This is a genomic window from Moorella glycerini (assembly GCF_009735625.1).
GTDB classification, from domain to species: Bacteria; Bacillota; DSM-521; order Neomoorellales; family Neomoorellaceae; genus Neomoorella; species Neomoorella glycerini.
In genome coordinates, this window is the sequence record NZ_CP046244.1 from 640,137 (window position 1) to 658,167 (window position 18,031).

Consider the following 18,031-nt stretch of genomic DNA (forward strand, 5'->3'; position numbering starts at 1 on the left):
GAGGTGAGAAATCAACAAGTTCAGCTCTCTATGCGATAATTAACAACTTCGCCATGCACCTGGTTTTTCCTCCACTGTAATATGTTCTTTCTTTTCAACCAATCAGCCTGGTCAGCCACTCTGTTACCGGGCCAAAAACCCGGGCTAAAAGTTTTGCCGGGCTGGGGACGGGTAAATTTAAAGCCAGGGCCAGGCTTAAGGCCAGGCCCAGGGACCAGACAATGCCCATGACGGCCAGTTCCCGCCAGTACTTTTTCTGCCAGAGCTCCGGAGCATCCAGGTAGGCGATGCCCAGGAAAGCCAGGATAATTAAAATGAGCATGCCATCACTCCTACCTGGTCCTGCCCTGGGTGGCGCCCTTGCCGCCAATATCCAGGGTTTTACCTGGTGTCCTGTTGGTCATTCCCAGCCGGTTCAGATACAAATCCACCTTAACCTGGATTTTAGCCCGGGTAAACTCTTCGTTCCAGCGGTCCTGGACCTGGCGCCAGTAGCGAACATTGCTGCGGTGCAGGGTTTCGCCAAGACCAAAGATGTCCGCCCGGATTTCCTGCTGGGCCCTGCCCACGGCAGCCAGAACCCGCTCTTCCACGGCCCTGTTGACAGCCTCCTGGATGGCCGCCAGGTGTTCCGGCCGGTCGGGGTTCAGGCTAACTGTAGCTTCCGTTAAGTCACAGTCGCCCCGGATTGCCACGTTAAAAGTTACCTGGCTACCTTCAACCCGGGATTTAACCTCCGTAGAGGCGCGGTGAAAAATAACCGAAGCTTGCCCCGGGCCCCTACCCCCGGCCTGTGCTGGCAGCGTTACGGTAATAACCCCCTCCCTTACTTCCCCCCGCAGCCACATGAGGCCGCTGGTTTCCCGTTCATCCAGCCAGCCGATCAGGCGGTCGTCGCGGAAAGCCCCGGCACCTTTAATGGCCACGGCCTCGGGTGGTTTCTTTTTACCCTCTTCCTTGTTACCGCCCTTCTGGCCCCTATCATCACCGTCGCTTCTCACCTCGCGGCTTTCCTGCTCCGGCGTCGGCGTCATGACCACCTGGGGCAGGACGGGGTTATCCCCCGGCGCCTCCCACATGGCCAGGAGGTCTTTTAATTCTACCTTAAAGGTAGTCCGGTTGCGCAGGATACCGGTTAAAATCGTCCCGGGCATTAACTCAATGCCCGGTGGCAATTCCAGCACCTTGCGCGCTTCGCCCCGGGTAACCAATACCGGGGTCGTCAGGCGCATCTGCCGCTCCCGGGTAAAGTGGTCCAGGTAATGGAAACCCTGCCGGGCCAGTTCCTCGCCAAGAATCAACACCCGGTTCTGGGCCCATAGCAGGCGCCGCGGGACCATGTCCTCCAGGCGGCGGGCCGCCTGGGCAAAGTCGCTGCCGGTGGCGCTGATGACTTCTCCCGCTTTGGGCGGTTCCCCGCCGGCGCCCCCGCCCATGGACGGCCCGCCGGCTATGGTCCGGGGAATAGCAACATAAACACTCAGGCGCACCTGATCCCCGGGGACGGCATCCAGGGCTACAGCCATGACAATGGCCAGCTCTTCAATCTCGTGGCGGCTCCAGCAGCCCGCAAGCCCGGGCAACATAAGGGCCAGTAAAAAAAGGGCCAGGGTTAAGCGCAGCCGGGCCCTCATATACCCGTCCTCCTTTTACCCCGCAGCCAGGCCATCACCAGCAAAAATAAGGGTAAAATAAGCTGCCAGGTCAGGGTCCATCCCGGTTCTACCAGGAGCAGGTCGTGGCGGATCTCGCTGATGTTCCGGTAAAGGAGGGCCGCTACGGCAACATTTAATGCCCCCAGGGGGGCAACCAGGGGGCGGTACTCCTTGAGCCCGGTTACGGTGGCCAGGCCCAGGGACACTACATAGAGGTTAAGGGTTATTTTAATAAATACCCCCCCTACCCAGATGGCCAGGAACAGGGCTTCGATGCGCTCAAAAAACTGCCCCAGGGAAACCACCCGCGCCAGGGCATAAGCGGCAAAGGTCAGGCGGGCGGCTTCGCAGCAGCCGAATACAAGAATGGTGCCCATGGTCACCAGGCTGAGGAAAAAGGCTATCCCCAGCAGCCCGCTGATCAGGCTGGCTCTCAGGGCCCGGGGCGGGTTAACGAAGGCACCGTAGGCGGCTAGGATAACTACCTGGCCCAGGAAGCTCCAGGTCACCAGGGCGCCCCCCAGGACCGGCCGGAAGCCGTTTTCCAGGACAGGAAAGATATTCCGGGGCATCATTTCCGGCGTGGCAAAGAGGAGAACAATGGCAATAAAGGTCACCATCAGGGGCAGGATAAAATCCGTGCACCGGGCAATGACCTCCAGCCCGTTACGGACGGCATAGACGGCCACGGCGACGATACTGAGGCCGAAGAATAAAGCCGGCGTTTCCGGCATAACCGCCGTGACCAGGAACTCGCTGAACTCCCGGATAACTACCGCATCCAGCAGGAAAAAGGCCAGGACAAAGATCAGGGCCACCATTTTACCCGTCACAGGGCCTAAAATCAACTCGCAGTACTGGAAAAGGGTGTGGTGGGGGAAACGCTGGGCCAGCAGGTAGACAACCAGCGCCACCGCGCCGGCTGCCAGGGTGGCCATTATGACCGACAGCCAGGCGTCCTGGTGGGCCCGCAGGGCCAGCAGGGACGGTAGAAAAAGAATGGCCGTGGGCAGGACGGCAAACCACAACAGGACCGCCGCCTGGCGGGGACTGATGTAGCCTTCTTCCCGCATCTTCAGGACCGTCCCTCCCCCGGCGGGGGATTGGAGCTGGCCGGTGGGGTTGGCTTTAGCCCGGCTCCCTGGCGTACCGGGTCGCGGTAGCCGATCTGGCTGGGCCGGGAGTTCATGGCCCAGCGGGGTACCCGGACCAGGACGTCTTTAAAATCGCTGAAATTCCAGGGAGTGACAGGAGCCAGGTAGGGCACCCCGAAGGAGCGCAGGGTGTTCAGGTGCACCAGGATGGCCAGCAGGCCCAGCATGATGCCGTAGAAACCCAGGGTGCCGGCCAGGATGAGCATGATGAAGCGCAGCAGGCGCAGGGTAATGGCCATGGCAAAGGAAGGGATGGCAAAGGAGCTGATGCCCGTCAGGGCCACGACGATGACCATTGACGGCGAAACCAGCCCGGCGCTGACGGCCGCTTCTCCAATCACCAGGGCGCCGACGATGCTCAATGCCTGGCCTACCGGCCGGGGCAGGCGCACCCCGGCTTCCCGCAGGAGTTCAAAGGTTAATTCCAGCATGATGGCTTCCACCACTGCCGGAAAGGGAATCCCTTCCCGCTGGGAAGCCAGCTTGACCAGGAGGTTGGTGGGCAGCATTTCCTGGTGAAAGGTGCTAACCGCAACATAGGCCGCCGGCAGGAGGAGGGCTATATTCAGGGCTACAAACCGGGCCAGCCTTAAGAAACTGGAGAGGTAATAGCGCTCATAGTAGTCTTCACTGGACTGGATAAACTGGACGAAAAGCGTCGGGACAATGAGGGCAAAGGGGGTGTTATCCACCAGAATGCCCACCCGGCCTTCCAGCAGGGCGGCCACCACCTTGTCCGGCCGCTCCGTATGGTCGATCTGGGGGAAGGGGGAGGAGGGGTTATCTTCTATAAGTTCCTCAATGTAGGCGCTTTCCAGGATACCATCAATTTGAATCCGCTCCAGCCGCTGGCGCACTTCCCGGACTACGGCCGGGTCGGCCAGGTCTTCAATATAGGTGATGACGATATTAGTCATGGTATAGCGGCCCAGGCAAACAAGTTCCATTTTGAGGGACGGAGTTTTCAACCTGCGCCGGAGGAGGGCGGTATTAGTGCGTAAGCTCTCAATGAAGCTTTCCCGCGGGCCCCGGACCACGCTCTCGGTAATAGGCTCATCAATAGCACGGTGTTCCCAGGAACGGGTGCTTAAGGCCACGCCTTTATTATACCCATCCAGGAGCAGGACCGTATCCCCGTCCAGGACGTGTTTAACCACGGCCCCCATGTTATCGACCACGGCCACATCCGTCATGGGCATGACGGTTTCCATCACCGCGGCCAGTTCCCGGGTTTTGTCTGCCAGGTCCCGGGCCAGCTGCGGGGGGGCCTGCTGCAGGGTGCGCATCAGGGTATCTTCAATGAGCTTTTTGTCGGCCAGGCCGTCGATATAAAAAATGGCTGCTTTAATAGCCTGGCCGAGGTAAAAATCGCGGTGGACGACATCGCTGCATTTGGCAAAGATTCTCTGCAGCTGTTCCAGGTTGAGCTTCAGTTCGGCAGTGAGCTGGTATGCCTCCAGGGGCGGGTAAGGTGCCTTTTGAGCCTTACTGCCCCGGGACTGGCCCTGTTTATCCTGCTGTCCCGGAGGCTGCCGGCGGCGGAAGAGGGCCGCCCGCAGGGGTTTGCGGTAAGGACCGGGCAAAGTTCCTCCCTCCTCTGATTTGAAGCTGGCTAATAACAACACTGGTTAGCTTTCACCGGGGGAGGAAACTTTATGCACTTTCAGGTGCCCCGGCCGGGTTGCCCCGGTTTTAACTTGGGCCGCGTGGGTTAGTTAAACCTGGCGTACCGGAACTTTAAGAACTTACAGGGCCCGGTAACCAATATCGCGGCGGTAGTGCATGCCCGCAAAATTGATGGCCTTTATACCGGTATAAACGCGGTCCAGGGCGGCCTGTAAATCTTCACCCCGGGCTGTAACACATAATACCCGGCCCCCGGAAGTTACTACCTGCCCGTCCACCAGAGCCGTACCGGCGTGGAAAACCTCCACTCCAGGCGGCACTGCCTCCAGCCCCGCAATGGGGGTACCTTTAGCGTACGGGCCTGGATAACCTCCTGCCGCCAGGACCACCCCGGCTGCCGCCCCCGGGTACCAGTCAATCTTTGTTCCGGCCAGCTCACCGTTTATGGTAGCCAGCATCAGTTCTACCAGGTCGCTTTGTAAAAGGAGCATCAAGGGCTGGGTTTCCGGGTCGCCGAAGCGACAGTTAAATTCCAGGACCCTGGGCCCCTCGCGGGTGAGCATTAGCCCGGCGTAAAGGACGCCGCGGTAGGGGCAGCCGGCTGCGGCCATAGCCCGGGCTGTAGGCCGGAGTATCTTTTCTTCTACCTCCCTGGCTATTGCCGGGGTGTAAAAGGGTACAGGGGCATAGGCGCCCATGCCACCGGTATTGGGGCCGGTATCTCCTTCCCCCACCCGCTTGTGGTCCTGGGCAGGCAATAAAGATACCACCGTTTCCCCGTCGCAGAGGGCCAGGATGCTGACCTCTTCACCTTCCAGGCGCTCTTCAATAATTACCCGCCGGCCGGCAGGGCCAAACCGGCCGCCGAACATGGCCGTTACGGCTTCCCGGGCCGTGGCCGTGTCGGGGGCCACCACTACCCCCTTGCCGGCGGCCAGGCCGTCGGCCTTGACGACCACCGGGCCGGGATGTTCCTCCAGGTAGGCCAGGGCCGCCCCGGCCTCCGTAAAGGCGGCATGGCGGGCCGTGGAGATGCCCGCCGCCTGCATCAGCTCCTTGGCAAAAATCTTGCTCCCCTCCAGCCGGGCCGCCGCCCGGCAGGGCCCAAATATGGGCAGGCCGGCGGTTTGGAAGGCATCGACAATACCGGCTACCAGCGGCGCTTCAGGGCCCACGAGGGTAAGATCGATACCGGCCCGGCGGGCAAAGGCCAGCAGGCCGTCAATATCCCCGGCGGCAATGGGCACACAGGTGGCCAGCCCGGCTATGCCGGCATTACCCGGCGCGCAGTAGATTTCTGTAACGTGGGGATTCCGGGCAATCTTCCACACCAGGGCGTGTTCCCGGCCGCCGCCGCCAACTACCAGGATGCGCATTTGCGATTCCCTCCTTTAATGGCGGAAATGGCGGATGCCGGTAAAGACCATGGCTATGCCGCCGGCATCGGCAGCTTTGATGGACTCCTCGTCGCGGACGGAGCCGCCGGGCTGGATGATGGCTGTAATGCCGGCCTCTGCTGCCAGGGCAACGGTATCGCTAAAGGGGAAGAAGGCATCAGAAGCCAGGACGGCACCTTTAGCCCGGGCCCCGGCCTGCTCCAGGGCGATGCGCGCCGCGCCGACCCGGTTCATCTGGCCGGCACCAATGCCTAAAGTAACGCCGTCCTTAGCCACCACAATGGCGTTGGACTTGACGTGCTTCACCACCTGCCAGGCAAAGAGTAAATCCTCCCTTTCCCTCCCTTCAGGTTTACGGGCAGTTACCACCTTGAGGTGTGTGGGGTCGAGGACATGGTAATCCGGCTCCTGGACCAGGAAGCCGCCGCTGACAGGCCTTACCTGGTATTCCTGGACGCGGTAGGCAGCCCTCTCGCCTGCGGCCAGGAGGCGCAGGTTGGGTTTGCTTTTAAGAATCTCCTGGGCTTCAGGGGTAAAGTCCGGGGCGATGACGGCTTCCAGGAATATCTCCGTCATTTCCCTGGCTGTATCCGCATCCACCGTCCGGTTCAGGGCGACAATACCCCCAAAGGCGGAAACAGGGTCGGCCGCGTAAGCCAGGCGGTAGGCCTGGGAGGGAGTTGTAGCCCGGGCCACGCCGCAGGGATTGGTATGCTTGATTATGGCCACCACCGGCTCTTTAAAGTCAGAGGCCAGGTTCCAGGCAGCGTCCAGGTCCATGAGGTTGTTATAGGAAAGCTCCTTGCCCTGGAGCTGCCGCGCCCCGGCCAGGCTGCCGGGGGGTACGGAGGACAGCCGGTAGAAAGCCGCCTGCTGGTGGGGGTTTTCTCCATAACGGAGATCCTGGACCTTCTCGCCGCTGAGGATAAAGTGAACAGGAAAAGGCTCTTCATTGCGGATAAGGCGCTGGAAATAGGCGGCGATGGCCGCGTCGTAGGCAGCCGTGTGGGCGAAGGCCGCTGCCGCCAGGCGCCACCGGGTGGCCGGGCTCAAGTCCCCCTTCTCCTGCAGTTCGGCCAGCACCTCGCTGTAGCTGGCCGGATCAACGATCACCGCCACCCGCTCGTGGTTTTTGGCCGCCGCCCGCACCATGGCCGGCCCGCCGATGTCGATGTTTTCGATGGCCTCTTCCGGCGTTACCCCGGGCCGGGCAATGGTTTCCCGGAAGGGGTAGAGGTTGACTACCACCAGGTCTATGGGTTGGATACCCTGTTCCCGGAGTTGCGCCAGGTGTTCCGGCGCCGGCCGGGCCAGGATCCCGCCATGGATTTTAGGGTGGAGGGTCTTTACCCGGCCGTCAAGGATCTCGGGAAAGCCGGTAACGGCCGCCACTGCGGTAACGGGCAAACCGGCTTCTGCCAAGGTGCGGGCGGTACCGCCGGTGGAAATGAGTTCCCACCCCAGCTCTACCAGGCCCCGGGCCAGATCCACCAGGCCGGTCTTGTCGGAAACACTAAGAAGCGCCCTTTTATGCATATGTACAGCTCGCTTCCTATGAAAATAACTCGACTTGCCGCCATGAGCGGCTCCTTCAAATTTTCACTGAGACCCGCCGGCCGTGGAGGGTGACCCGGCCTTCGGCTAGCCATTTAATGACCTCGGGGTAAAGGCGGTGTTCTTCGACCAGGATGCGGGCCGCCAGGGTTTCCGGGGTGTCGTCGTCCCGGACCGGTACCACCGCCTGGGCGATGATGGGGCCCGTATCGGTGCCGGCGTCAACAAAGTGGACGGTGCAGCCGGAAAATTTGACGCCGTATTCCCAGGCCTGGCGCTGGGCGTTGAGGCCGGGAAAGGCCGGCAGCAGGGCCGGGTGGATGTTGATTACCGCCCCCGGAAACTGGTCGAGAAAATCCTGGCTGAGGAGCCGCATAAAGCCGGCCAGGACTACCAGCTCTACACCTTCTTTTTTCAAGGCAGCCGCCAGGGCCCGGTCATAGGCCTGGCGGGATGGGTACTCCCGCGGTACGAGGCACGAGGCCTTGAGGCCCCGCTGCCGGGCCAGCTCCAGGGCGCGGGCCTCCTGGCGGTCGCTGATGACCACCTGGATACGGGCGGGAACGCGGCCGGCAGCTATGGCTTCGGCAATGGCCTCCATGTTACTGCCCCGGCCGGAAACCAGGATGCCGATTGGTAAAGGTAATGCAGCAGCCATACTTTTTCCTCCGGAAATAACTTTGTCACCGGGCCTCCCCTAATCACGGCTTCCGGGACATACCCCGGTCCTCAATAGACTAACTAAATAAGATCCGGCACAAATTCCACTTCTCCCCGGCCGGGTATTATCTCGCCGGCTACAAAAACCTCTTCCCCGGCGGCCTCTAATCGCGCCTTTACCCTGTCAACGTCACCGGCCGCGATCACCGCCAGCATACCAAGGCCCATATTGAAGGTGCGGTACATCTCCGGTTCCGGCACCTTGCCGTTCTCCTGGATGAGGCGGAAAACGGGCGGTACCGGCCAGCTGCGCCGGTCCAGGCGCATGCTTAAACCTCGCGGCAGGATGCGCGGCGGGTTTTCTACCAGCCCGCCGCCGGTGATGTGGGCCAGGCCCTTGATTAATCCTTCTTTTAGTAATGGCAACAGAGAGGCTGCATATATACGGGTCGGCTCCAGCAATTCTTCCCCCAGGGCCCGGCCCAGTTCCGGCAGCTGCCGGTCCAGGGTGTAACCGGCTTCCGCCAGCAAAACCCGGCGGGCCAGGGAAAAGCCGTTGGAGTGCAGGCCGCTGGAGGCCAGTCCCAGGACCACCTGGCCGGGCCGGATGCGGCTGCCGTCCAGGAGCTCCTCCCGCTCCACGACGCCGACGGCAAAACCGGCCAGGTCGTACTCATCCTCAGGGTAAAAGCCGGGCATCTCGGCCGTCTCGCCCCCGATCAGGGCGCAGCCGGCCCGGCGGCAGCCTTCGGCCACCCCGGCGACGATTTGGGCCACTTTTTCCGGCACCATTTTCCCTACCGCCAGGTAGTCCAGGAAGAAGAGGGGCTCGGCCCCCTGGACCAGGATATCGTTGACGCACATGGCCACGGCGTCGATGCCGACGGTATCGTGGCGGTCCATGAGGAAGGCTATCTTCAGCTTCGTCCCTACCCCGTCCGTGCCCGCCACCAACACCGGCTGCCGGTAACGGCCCGGTTCCAGGGCAAAGAGGCCGCCGAAACCGCCCAGGTCCCCCAGGACCCCCGGTCGGAAGGTCCGGCGGACATGCTCCTGCATCAACTCTACGGCCCGGTTGCCGGCGGCAATGTCTACCCCGGCGGCAGCATAGGTCAGGCCTTCGCCAGCTACCATAATGTCCCCCTCCGAAAATAACTCTATCGCAGGTTGGCATTGTCTCGCTCGCTCCCTGGCCCTTGTGGAGCGGCCTACGGCTCAGCTTCGGGCTCGGGCGGGGTTCCCGGCCTATTCGGCGTCCTTGCCTTTAGAATCCGGCCTCGGACATCCTGTCCTCGGCCCCGCCCTCGCTCCTCAGCTTCGCCTGGGCCGCTTCACCACTCGGGCCAAGTCGCTCGCTTCCGACAAATGCCAACCAGGCATTTTCATACCCTCGCTGGTGGCGGCGTGCCGCCATGAGCGGCTCCTCAGTAAAGTTAGTCCTGCAAAACAAAAGCCAGCCTGTTAAACCTTCACCCCTACCCCTCCAGGCTGTACTTGGTCGCCTCCTCCGGGGAGGGGATGGGGATGGGATAGCGACCGGAAAAGCAGGCGGCGCAGAAATTTTCGGCCCCGCGGGTTACGGAACGGAACAGCCCCTCCAGGCTCAGGTAATAGAGGCTGTCGGCCCCGACATGGCGGCGGATGTCCTCCAGGGAATACCGGGCGGCAATGAGCTCGCCCCGGGCGCTGGTATCAATGCCATAGTAACAGGGGTGCAAAACCGGCGGCGAGGCCGCCAGCAGGTGGACCTCCCGTACCCCGGCCTGGCGCAGCATCTCGACAATCCGCCGGCTGGTAGTTCCCCGGACGATAGAATCATCGATGATAACTACCCGCTTATCCCTTAAGATTGGCTTGATGGGATTGAGTTTCAAGCGCACGCCCAGGTCGCGCATCTCCTGGGTGGGCTGGATGAAGGTCCGGCCCACATAGCGGTTTTTCATCAACCCTTCGATAAAGGGTAAACCCGCCGCCTCGGCGTAACCGGCAGCGGCGGCGATGCCGGAATCCGGCACCGGGATCACCACATCGGCCGCCACCTGGTATTCCCGGGCCAGATTGCGGCCCAGCTCCCGCCGCACCAGGTTGACGGTCTCGCCGTCCAGGATGCTGTCGGGGCGGGCAAAGTAGACGTATTCAAAGATGCAGTGGGCGCTGTGGGGCGCCCGCCGTCCCTGGATGGAGTGCACCCCCTGGCTGTCGATGACGACAATTTCCCCAGGCTCAATGTCACGGCAAAAAGCGGCGCCCACGGTATCCAGGGCGCAGGACTCGGAGGCCAGCACCCAGGCCTCCCCCATTTTCCCCAGGCACAGGGGCCGGACGCCAAAGGGATCGCGGACGCCGATGAGCTTTTCCTCGGTCATTACCACCAGGGAATAGGCGCCCTCCAGCTCGTCCTGGCAGCGGCGCAGGGCCGCCTCAATGGGCTCCTGGCTGTAGCGGGCGATCAGATTGACAATGACTTCGCTGTCGGTGGAAGACTGGAAAATGGAGCCCCTGGCCCCCAGCTGCCGCCTCAGCCGGTTGGCATTGGTCAGGTTCCCGTTATGGGCAATGGCCACCATACCCTTGAGGTAGCGGAAAACCAGGGGCTGAGCATTGACCAGGGAACTCGCCCCGGTAGTAGAATAGCGCACATGGCCGATGGCCAGGTTGCCCTTTAAAGCCCGGAGGTTGTCCTGGTTAAAAACCTCCGCCACCAGCCCCATGCCCTTGTGGACGGCAATATGGCGGCCGTCGGCCACGGCAATCCCGGCGCTCTCCTGGCCCCGGTGCTGCAGGGCGAAGAGGCCGTAATAGGCCAGGCGAGCCACATCCTTGCCCGGGGCATAGATGCCGAAAATGCCGCACTCTTCATGCCAGGGCGACCGGTCCCGGGATGGCTCCCTCTCCCTCACCGGGCCATCAAAGCCGGTATGCTCTCCCGCCATTGCTTCTCCATCTCCCCCAGGCTGAGATTAAATATGGTCCTGCCGTTTACCCTTACCTTCAGGGCCCGGCCGGCAGTCAGGCCGATGACCGCCGCCGGCACGCCCTTCTCCCGCGCCATGGCCAGCACCCTGTCCCGGGCTGCCGGCGGGACCGCCAGGAGCACCCGCGACTGGCTTTCGCTGAAGAGGAGGTAGTCCGGCCGGAGACTGCCTGCCAGCTCCACCACGGCGCCCACCCCGCCGGCCAGGGCACTTTCAGCCAGAGCTACGGCCAGGCCCCCTTCGGCGCAATCGTGGGCCGCCGTCACCAGCCCGGCAGCGATGGCCTGCCGCACCACTTCCTGGACGGCTGCTTCCCGTTCCAGGTTGAGCCGCGGCGGCCGCCCCGCCACCAGGCCGTGGACAACGGCCAGGTATTCGCTGCCGCCTATCTCCGGGCAGGTTTCACCCAGGAGAAGGAGGACATCATTCTCCCGGCGCCAGGCCAAAGCGCAGCGTTTTTCAATATCAGCGATGAGGCCCACCATCCCCACCACCGGCGTGGGATAGATGGCCTCGCCCTCTGTTTCATTGTAGAAACTGACGTTGCCTCCCGTTACCGGCGTCTGCAAAACCTCGCAGGCCCGGCTCATGCCGGCTACGGCCTGGTAGAACTGCCAGGCGACCTCCGGCTTTTCGGGATTACCGAAGTTCAGGCAATCGGTAAGGCCCAGGGGACGGGCGCCCACACAGGAGAGATTGCGGGCTGCTTCAGCCACGGCAATGGCCCCGCCCGTTTCCGGGTCCAGGTAGCAGTAGCGGCCGTTGCCGTCCACCGTCAGGGCCAGGCCCTTGCCGGTTCCCTTAATCCTTAAAACCGCGGCATCACCGCCGGGGCCGGCCACCGTGTCCGTGCGCACCATGTAGTCGTACTGGCGGTAAACCCATTCTTTACTGGCTATATTTGGTGCCGCCAGGAGTTTTAAGAGCGCTTCCCCGTAATCTCCCGGCTCCGGCAGGCGGCTCAGATCGATATGTTGCAATTTATCCAGATAAGCCGGCCGGCGCCGTTCCACCTCGTAGACCGGGCACTGGTCCGTTAAGGCCCGGGCCGGTACCTCGGCCACCACCCGGCCGCCCTCTTTAATGCGCATGATACCGTCGTCCGTCACCCGACCGATAACCACCGCCTCCAGGCCCCAACGCCGGCAGATGGCCTGGACCCTTGCTTCCGCGCCTCTTTTGGGCACCAGGAGCATGCGTTCCTGGGACTCCGAAAGCATCACCTCATAGGGGGTCATGCCCTCTTCCCGCCGGGGCACCAGGGCGACGTCGATTTCCATGCCCGTCCCGGCCCGGGCCGCCATTTCACAGGAAGAGCTGGTGATCCCCGCCGCGCCCATATCCTGCATGCCGATAATTAAATCTTCTTTAATAATATCCAGGCAGGCTTCGATGAGAAGTTTCTCCCGGAAGGGGTCACCTACCTGGACGGAAGGCCGGCGTTCCTCGGAAGCCTGGCCCAGTTCCTCGGAGGCAAAGGTGGCTCCATGGATGCCGTCGCGGCCGGTGCGGGCGCCCACCAGCATAACGGCATTGCCTACCCCGGCGGCGCGGCCGCGGCGGATGTTTTTTTGCTCGATAAGGCCCACGGCCATGGCGTTGACCAGGGGGTTGCCGGTATAAGAAGGATCGAAGTAGACTTCCCCGGCCACCGTGGGCAGGCCCAGGCAGTTGCCGTAAAAGGCGATACCGGCCACCACGCCGCCCATGAGGTAACGGGTACGCGGGTCATCGAGGAGGCCGAAGCGGAGGGAGTCCAAGACGGCAATGGGCCGGGCCCCCATGGCAAAGATATCGCGCACGATACCCCCCACGCCGGTGGCCGCTCCCTGGAAGGGCTCAATGGCCGAGGGGTGGTTGTGGCTTTCGATTTTAAAGACTACCGCCTGGCCGTCGCCGATGTCGATGATGCCGGCGTTTTCCCCCGGCCCCTGGAGGACCCAGGGGGCCTTAGTAGGAAACAGCTTTAACACCGGCCGGGAGTGTTTGTAGCCGCAGTGCTCCGACCACATGACGGCAAACATGCCCACTTCCACATCATTGGGCTCCCGGCCCAGGATTTCTTTAATACGTCTAAATTCCTCGTCCGTGAGGCCCATCTGCCGGTAAACTTCAGGCTCCAAGGCGCTCCCCCCTCTGCCACCAGTCAACTATGGAAGCAAAAAGCTCCCGGCCGTCGGTACCGCCCAGGAGGCTTTCAGCGCAGCGTTCCGGGTGGGGCATCATGCCCAGGATATTGCCCTTCCGGTTAATAATGCCGGCGATATTGCCCACCGAACCGTTGGGATTGGCCGCCGGCGTCACTTCTCCGTCCTGAGTGCAGTAGCGAAAAATAATCTGCCGGTTGGCCTCAAGTTCAGCCAGGGTGGCGGCGTCAACATAATAGTTGCCTTCACCGTGGGCAATGGGAATGCGGACGACCTGGCCCTTCCGGAAGCGGTTGGTAAAGGGGGTGGCGTTATTTTCCACCCTTAAACAGGTCCACTGGCAGCGGAACTGGAGGCAGTCATTGCGCCGCATGGCCCCCGGCAGGAGGCCGGCCTCCAGGAGGATCTGGAAGCCGTTGCAGATGCCCAGCACCAGGCCGCCGGACCGGGCAAAGTCAATGACGGCCGGCATAATGGGGGCAAAGCGGGCGATGGCCCCGGCCCGGAGGTAGTCGCCGTAGGAAAAGCCGCCGGGCAGCACCAGGCAGTCGTAACCGGTAACATCAGTATCGCCGTGCCAGAGGTAGTCCACCGGCTGGCCCAGGACGGCCCCCAGGGCGTGGTAAACATCCTGGTCGCAGTTGGAGCCGGGAAAGACGATAACGCCGAACTTCATGGTTGTTCCTCCGGAAATAACTTAGTCACAGGCTGGCATTTGGCTCGCTCCGTGGTCCTCGCGGAGCGGCCTATGGCTCAGCCTCGGGCTCGGGCGGGGTTCCCGGCCTATTCGGCGTCCTTGCCTCAGAGGCCGGCCTCGGACATCCTGTCCTCGGCCCCGCCCTCGCTCCTCTGCTTCGCCAGGGCCGCTTCGCCGCTCGGACCAAGTCGCTCGCTTCAGACAAATGCCAGCCCGCAATTTTCATTGCGCAGGGCTCAAGCCTTGCCGCCGGCGCCGGCAGGTTCTTCCAGCGTATAGCGATACTGTTCGATCACCGGATTGGCCAGGAGCCGCCGGCACATCTCCTCCACCTGTTGCCCGGCCTTTTCCGGGTCGTCCAGGTCCAGCTGTACTTCCAGGTATTTACCGACGCGCACCGCAGTTACTCCCTCATACCCCATGGCTTTGAGGCCGCCCATGACAGCCTCACCCTGGGGGTCGAGGACACCGGGCTTTAAGGTGACGTAAATTTTAGCCAGGAGCATAACTATCGTCCCTCCAAATTTATTGCAACAGCCTTTCCACCCGGCTTAATACTTCCTCATAGGCGTCTTCGACGCCGCCCAGGTCGCGGCGGAAACGGTCCTTGTCCAGTTTTGCCCCGCTGGTGCTGTCCCAGAAGCGGCAGGTGTCCGGGGAAATTTCATCGGCCAGGAGGACCTGGCCGTGGTGCAGGCCAAACTCCAGCTTGAAGTCCACCAGGACCAGGTCGGCCGGTTGCAGGAATTCCGCCAGCAGCTCATTAACCTTCCAGGCGTAGCTTTCCATTTCTTTAATTTGAGTGTCGGTGGCCAGCTCCAGGGCGGCAATGTGGTAGTTATTAATCATGGGGTCATGCAGTTCATCGGATTTATAATAAAACTCCAGCACCGGGCGCTTGAGGGTTGTCCCTTCCTCCAGGCCCAGGCGTTTGGCCAGGCTCCCGGCGGCAATATTGCGGACCACCACTTCCACCGGGATGATTTCTACCGCCCGCACCAGGAGCTCCCGGGGGCCGGTCTGCTCGATAAAGTGGGTGGGGATACCCCGGCCGGCCAGCATCTGAAAGAACAGGGCCGACAGCCGGGCATTGATCTCGCCTTTGCGGGCAATGGTGCCTTTTTTCAGGCCGTCAAAGGCCGTGGCGTCGTCTTTGAATTCTACAAGGTACTGGTCGGGGTCACCCGTGCGGTAGACCCGTTTGGCTTTGCCTTCATATAATAGTTCACCTTTAATAGGCATGTCATCCCTCTCCTCTCAAACTTTTCGGATACCCGGCACTCAACTAATTACCCGAAGTTTCTCCCCTAACCCTGGCAAGATAAACTATGGGGTAATAATAATGCGATAACCACTTGAGTGCCAGGATCGGTCCGGGCCGTTGCCCGCCGCTACTCTAATCCGGCGCGGCGGAAGATGTAGTCCACATGGCGCAGGTGGTAGTCATAATCAAATAAAGCCTCAATTTCTTTCGCGTCCAGGAGGCTCGTAATATCCCGGTCCTTTAAGACCAGCTCTTTAAAGGGCTGGCGGGTCTGCCAGGCCTGCATGGCATTGCGCTGCACCCAGGCGTAGGCTGTCTCCCGCAAGACGCCTTTATTTACCAGGGCCAGGAGGAGCCGCTGGGAAAAGACCAGGCCGTGGGTCGCCTCCAGGTTGCGGCGCATATTCTCCGGGTAGACATTGAGACCGGCAATAATCTCGGTAAACTTGACCAGCATGTAGTCCAGCAGGATGGTGCTGTCAGGTATAATCACTCGCTCAACGGAGGAATGGGTCAGATCCCGCTCGTGCCAGAGGGCGACATTTTCCATGGCTGCCAGGGCATTACCACGCAATACCCTGGCCAGGCCCGTCACCCGCTCAGACATGATGGGGTTACGTTTGTGGGGCATGGCCGAGGAACCCTTCTGCCCTTGAGCAAAGGGCTCTTCAACTTCTAAAATATCTGTCCGCTGGAGGTTGCGGATTTCTGTGGCCATTTTTTCCAGGGAACTACCGATAATGGCCAGGGTGGCCAGGAACTGGGCGTGACGGTCGCGCTGGATGATCTGGGTGGAAACGCTGGCCGGCCGGAGGCCCAGGCGCCGGCAGACATGCTCTTCCACCCGGGGATTGATATTGGCAAAGGTGCCGACGGCGCCAGAGATTTTTCCGACGCTGATCATCTCTTTAGCCTGTTCCAGCCGGGTGAAGTGCCGGTCAACCTCCATAACCCACAGGGCCATCTTAAGGCCAAAGGTGGTGGGCTCGGCGTGGACACCGTGGGTGCGGCCGATCATGAGGGTGTATTTATGCTCCCGGGCCTTTTGCACCAGTTCGGCCCGCAGTTCCCGCAAACGCCTGAGGAGCAGGTCAGCGGCGTCTCGCATCTGTACCGCCAGGGCCGTATCCAGGACGTCGGAGGAGGTCATGCCCAGGTGAATATACTTGGAGGCATCGCCCACCTTTTCCGCCACTGCGGTGAGAAAAGCCAGAACGTCGTGGCGGGTGGTGGCTTCTATTTCATTAATCCGGTCGATATCGAAATCGGCCCTGGCCTTGATTTCTTCCAGGGCGGCCGGCGGGATTTGCCCCAGCTCGGCCCAGGCCTCGCAGGCGTAGATCTCGATGGCCAGCCAGGTGCGAAATTTATGCTCTGGCTCCCAAATTTTCCCCATTTCCGGCAGGGTATAGCGTTCAATCATTTTTTCCCCTCCCGTAGATAAGCTTCGATGCCCAGTTGCGCCAGTTTGGCATCCCGGGCCGCCACTTCCCGGGCCAGCTCTTCTTTATAGGCCGCCAGGCGCGCCTTTAGCTGCGGGTCGTGGACGGCGAGGATCTGGGCCGCGAGTATTGCGGCATTGGCCGCCCCGTCAATGGCTACAGTGGCCACCGGGATGCCTTTAGGCATCTGTACCATGGCGTAGAGGGAATCCACCCCACCCAGGGCCGCCGTCTTGATAGGAACGCCAATGACTGGCAGGGTGGTCACGGCTGCCAGGACGCCGGCCAGGTGGGCCGCCCCGCCGGCGCCGGCAATGAGGACCTTGAGCCCCCGGCCGGCTGCTTTACGGGCGTAATCCAGGGCGGCATCGGGCGAACGGTGGGCAGACAGGATTTTTACTTCATAAGGAATCTGGAAGCGCTCCAGCATGGCGGCAGCCTGGGCCATAACCGGCAAGTCGGAGTCGCTGCCCATAACCATACCAACATGGGCCAGGTTCATCAAATTTCTTCTCCTTCCTTATATTTTAGCATCTATTTTATCAGCCCCCTTTATCCTTTTTGCTAGCGCCCTGTATTTAATATAATTTAACTCACCCCGCCGGCTTCTCTCCGCTTTCTCTCCGCTTCCACTCCGATTTCTGAACACAAGGATCATAAAGCACAATTTAAATTCCCTCTTGCCGGCCGGCAAACTAAAGAACCCAGGCCGGGGTAGGTCACGCAACACTGAAACCTACCCGCCTGGGTTTTTATCCCTCCGGTGTAGCACAAAAGTGCCTGTACCACTCGGACCTGGCCGCGAAATACCTTCGCGCGGAACCCTGAGGTACACTTTCAGGCTGTAGCCAGGGCAATTTACGGTTGCCCGGTAGAAACTTGGGAGCCCTATTCCCCCAATTATACAGGCCATTGCCATATTCTCTTTTCGCTCCTATCGTAGCAAAAAAGGAGAATGCTGTCAACAGGGAGTTAAATCTTTCCTTAACCGGTAGAAATTACGCTGTTCAAACTTATACTTTCTTAATATTTCTCCACCACTTTTATGTTTTAATATAAGGGTGGGACAAACCCTGCTACATTTCCCAGGAGGTGCTTTGATGTTTCGTCGTCATAAGTTAAGGCTGGTACTCTTTATCTTCGTCCTGGCCGCGATGGTGGTTTTTCCCCTGGTGACCTGGGCCATGAGCTACCAGGTGCAGCCCGGCGATACCCTGTGGCTGATTGCCCGGCGTTTTGGTACCAGCGTAGATGGTCTAAAAAGCAGTAATAATTTAAGCAGCGATATTATGGGAGTCGAAGACCCCGACCAGGGCTTTGCCAATATAGCCACCATCACGAAAATGATGTACGACTACCAGGAAAACCTGGCCCGCAGGTAAACCGGCCCCGGTGGCAGCGTTACGCTAAAGTCGTCCCGGCCGCAAGTAACGCTACCGGCAACCGGCAGCCATAAATAA

The 18,031-nt window shown here is 61.0% G+C and carries 16 protein-coding genes and 1 riboswitch; of the genes, 1 reads left to right on the forward strand and 15 read right to left on the reverse strand.

Annotated features, from left to right (window positions below; translation table 11 throughout):
- Positions 1-94 precede the first annotated feature (94 nt).
- From MGLY_RS03080 to purE, 15 genes are all read right to left on the reverse strand, one after another.
- The gene (locus MGLY_RS03080) at positions 95-322 is read right to left on the reverse strand and encodes a hypothetical protein (protein ID WP_156271689.1); all 228 of its coding nucleotides are present in this window, start codon (positions 320-322) and stop codon (positions 95-97) included.
- Between the two features lie 10 nt (positions 323-332).
- Positions 333-1,634 carry a Ger(x)C family spore germination protein gene (locus MGLY_RS03085; protein ID WP_156271690.1) on the reverse strand — a complete coding sequence of 434 codons (1,302 nt, stop codon included), beginning with the start codon at positions 1,632-1,634 and terminating at the stop codon, positions 333-335.
- Positions 1,631-2,728, reverse strand: a complete 1,098-nt coding sequence (locus tag MGLY_RS03090; protein ID WP_156271691.1) for a GerAB/ArcD/ProY family transporter — start codon at positions 2,726-2,728, stop codon at positions 1,631-1,633. The genes MGLY_RS03085 and MGLY_RS03090 overlap by 4 nt, the downstream gene beginning before the upstream one ends.
- Before the next feature lie 2 nt (positions 2,729-2,730).
- Positions 2,731-4,392 carry a spore germination protein gene (locus MGLY_RS03095; protein WP_156271692.1) on the reverse strand — a complete coding sequence of 554 codons (1,662 nt, stop codon included), beginning with the start codon at positions 4,390-4,392 and terminating at the stop codon, positions 2,731-2,733.
- Positions 4,393-4,554: 162 nt separating this feature from the next.
- Positions 4,555-5,811, reverse strand: a complete 1,257-nt coding sequence (purD, locus tag MGLY_RS03100; RefSeq protein ID WP_156271693.1) for a phosphoribosylamine--glycine ligase — start codon at positions 5,809-5,811, stop codon at positions 4,555-4,557.
- Between the two features lie 15 nt (positions 5,812-5,826).
- Entirely contained in the window at positions 5,827-7,368 is a 1,542-nt protein-coding gene (purH, locus tag MGLY_RS03105; RefSeq protein ID WP_156271694.1) for a bifunctional phosphoribosylaminoimidazolecarboxamide formyltransferase/IMP cyclohydrolase, read from the reverse strand.
- Between the two features lie 55 nt (positions 7,369-7,423).
- The gene (gene purN, locus MGLY_RS03110) at positions 7,424-8,044 is read right to left on the reverse strand and encodes a phosphoribosylglycinamide formyltransferase (protein ID WP_156271695.1); all 621 of its coding nucleotides are present in this window, start codon (positions 8,042-8,044) and stop codon (positions 7,424-7,426) included.
- Positions 8,045-8,127: 83 nt separating this feature from the next.
- Positions 8,128-9,180, reverse strand: coding sequence for a phosphoribosylformylglycinamidine cyclo-ligase (gene purM / locus MGLY_RS03115; RefSeq protein ID WP_156271696.1), 1,053 nt, complete (start codon positions 9,178-9,180; stop codon positions 8,128-8,130).
- 341 nt (positions 9,181-9,521) lie between these two features.
- On the reverse strand, positions 9,522-10,979 hold the full coding sequence (gene purF / locus MGLY_RS03120) for an amidophosphoribosyltransferase (protein WP_156271697.1): 1,458 nt from the start codon (positions 10,977-10,979) through the stop codon (positions 9,522-9,524).
- A complete protein-coding gene (gene purL, locus MGLY_RS03125) occupies positions 10,943-13,144 on the reverse strand; it encodes a phosphoribosylformylglycinamidine synthase subunit PurL (protein ID WP_156271698.1) in 2,202 nt (733 codons plus the stop codon). The genes purF and purL overlap by 37 nt, the downstream gene beginning before the upstream one ends.
- A complete protein-coding gene (gene purQ / locus MGLY_RS03130) occupies positions 13,134-13,844 on the reverse strand; it encodes a phosphoribosylformylglycinamidine synthase subunit PurQ (protein ID WP_156271699.1) in 711 nt (236 codons plus the stop codon). The genes purL and purQ overlap by 11 nt, the downstream gene beginning before the upstream one ends.
- Positions 13,845-14,101: 257 nt before the next feature.
- Positions 14,102-14,371: a phosphoribosylformylglycinamidine synthase subunit PurS gene (gene purS / locus MGLY_RS03135; RefSeq protein ID WP_156271700.1), complete on the reverse strand. Its 270-nt coding sequence runs from the start codon at positions 14,369-14,371 to the stop codon at positions 14,102-14,104.
- A 19-nt stretch (positions 14,372-14,390) separates the two neighbouring features.
- The gene (purC, locus tag MGLY_RS03140; RefSeq protein WP_156271701.1) at positions 14,391-15,107 is read right to left on the reverse strand and encodes a phosphoribosylaminoimidazolesuccinocarboxamide synthase; all 717 of its coding nucleotides are present in this window, start codon (positions 15,105-15,107) and stop codon (positions 14,391-14,393) included.
- A gap of 149 nt (positions 15,108-15,256) precedes the next feature.
- On the reverse strand, positions 15,257-16,552 hold the full coding sequence (gene purB, locus MGLY_RS03145; protein ID WP_156271702.1) for an adenylosuccinate lyase: 1,296 nt from the start codon (positions 16,550-16,552) through the stop codon (positions 15,257-15,259).
- Positions 16,549-17,073, reverse strand: a complete 525-nt coding sequence (gene purE / locus MGLY_RS03150; protein ID WP_156271703.1) for a 5-(carboxyamino)imidazole ribonucleotide mutase — start codon at positions 17,071-17,073, stop codon at positions 16,549-16,551. Before purE ends, purB begins: the two co-directional genes overlap by 4 nt.
- 323 nt (positions 17,074-17,396) lie before the next feature.
- Positions 17,397-17,499: riboswitch (purine riboswitch) on the reverse strand.
- Positions 17,500-17,671: 172 nt separating this feature from the next.
- Between purE and MGLY_RS03155 the strand changes: the two genes are divergently transcribed.
- A complete protein-coding gene (locus MGLY_RS03155) occupies positions 17,672-17,953 on the forward strand; it encodes a LysM peptidoglycan-binding domain-containing protein (RefSeq protein ID WP_156271704.1) in 282 nt (93 codons plus the stop codon).
- Positions 17,954-18,031 lie beyond the last annotated feature (78 nt).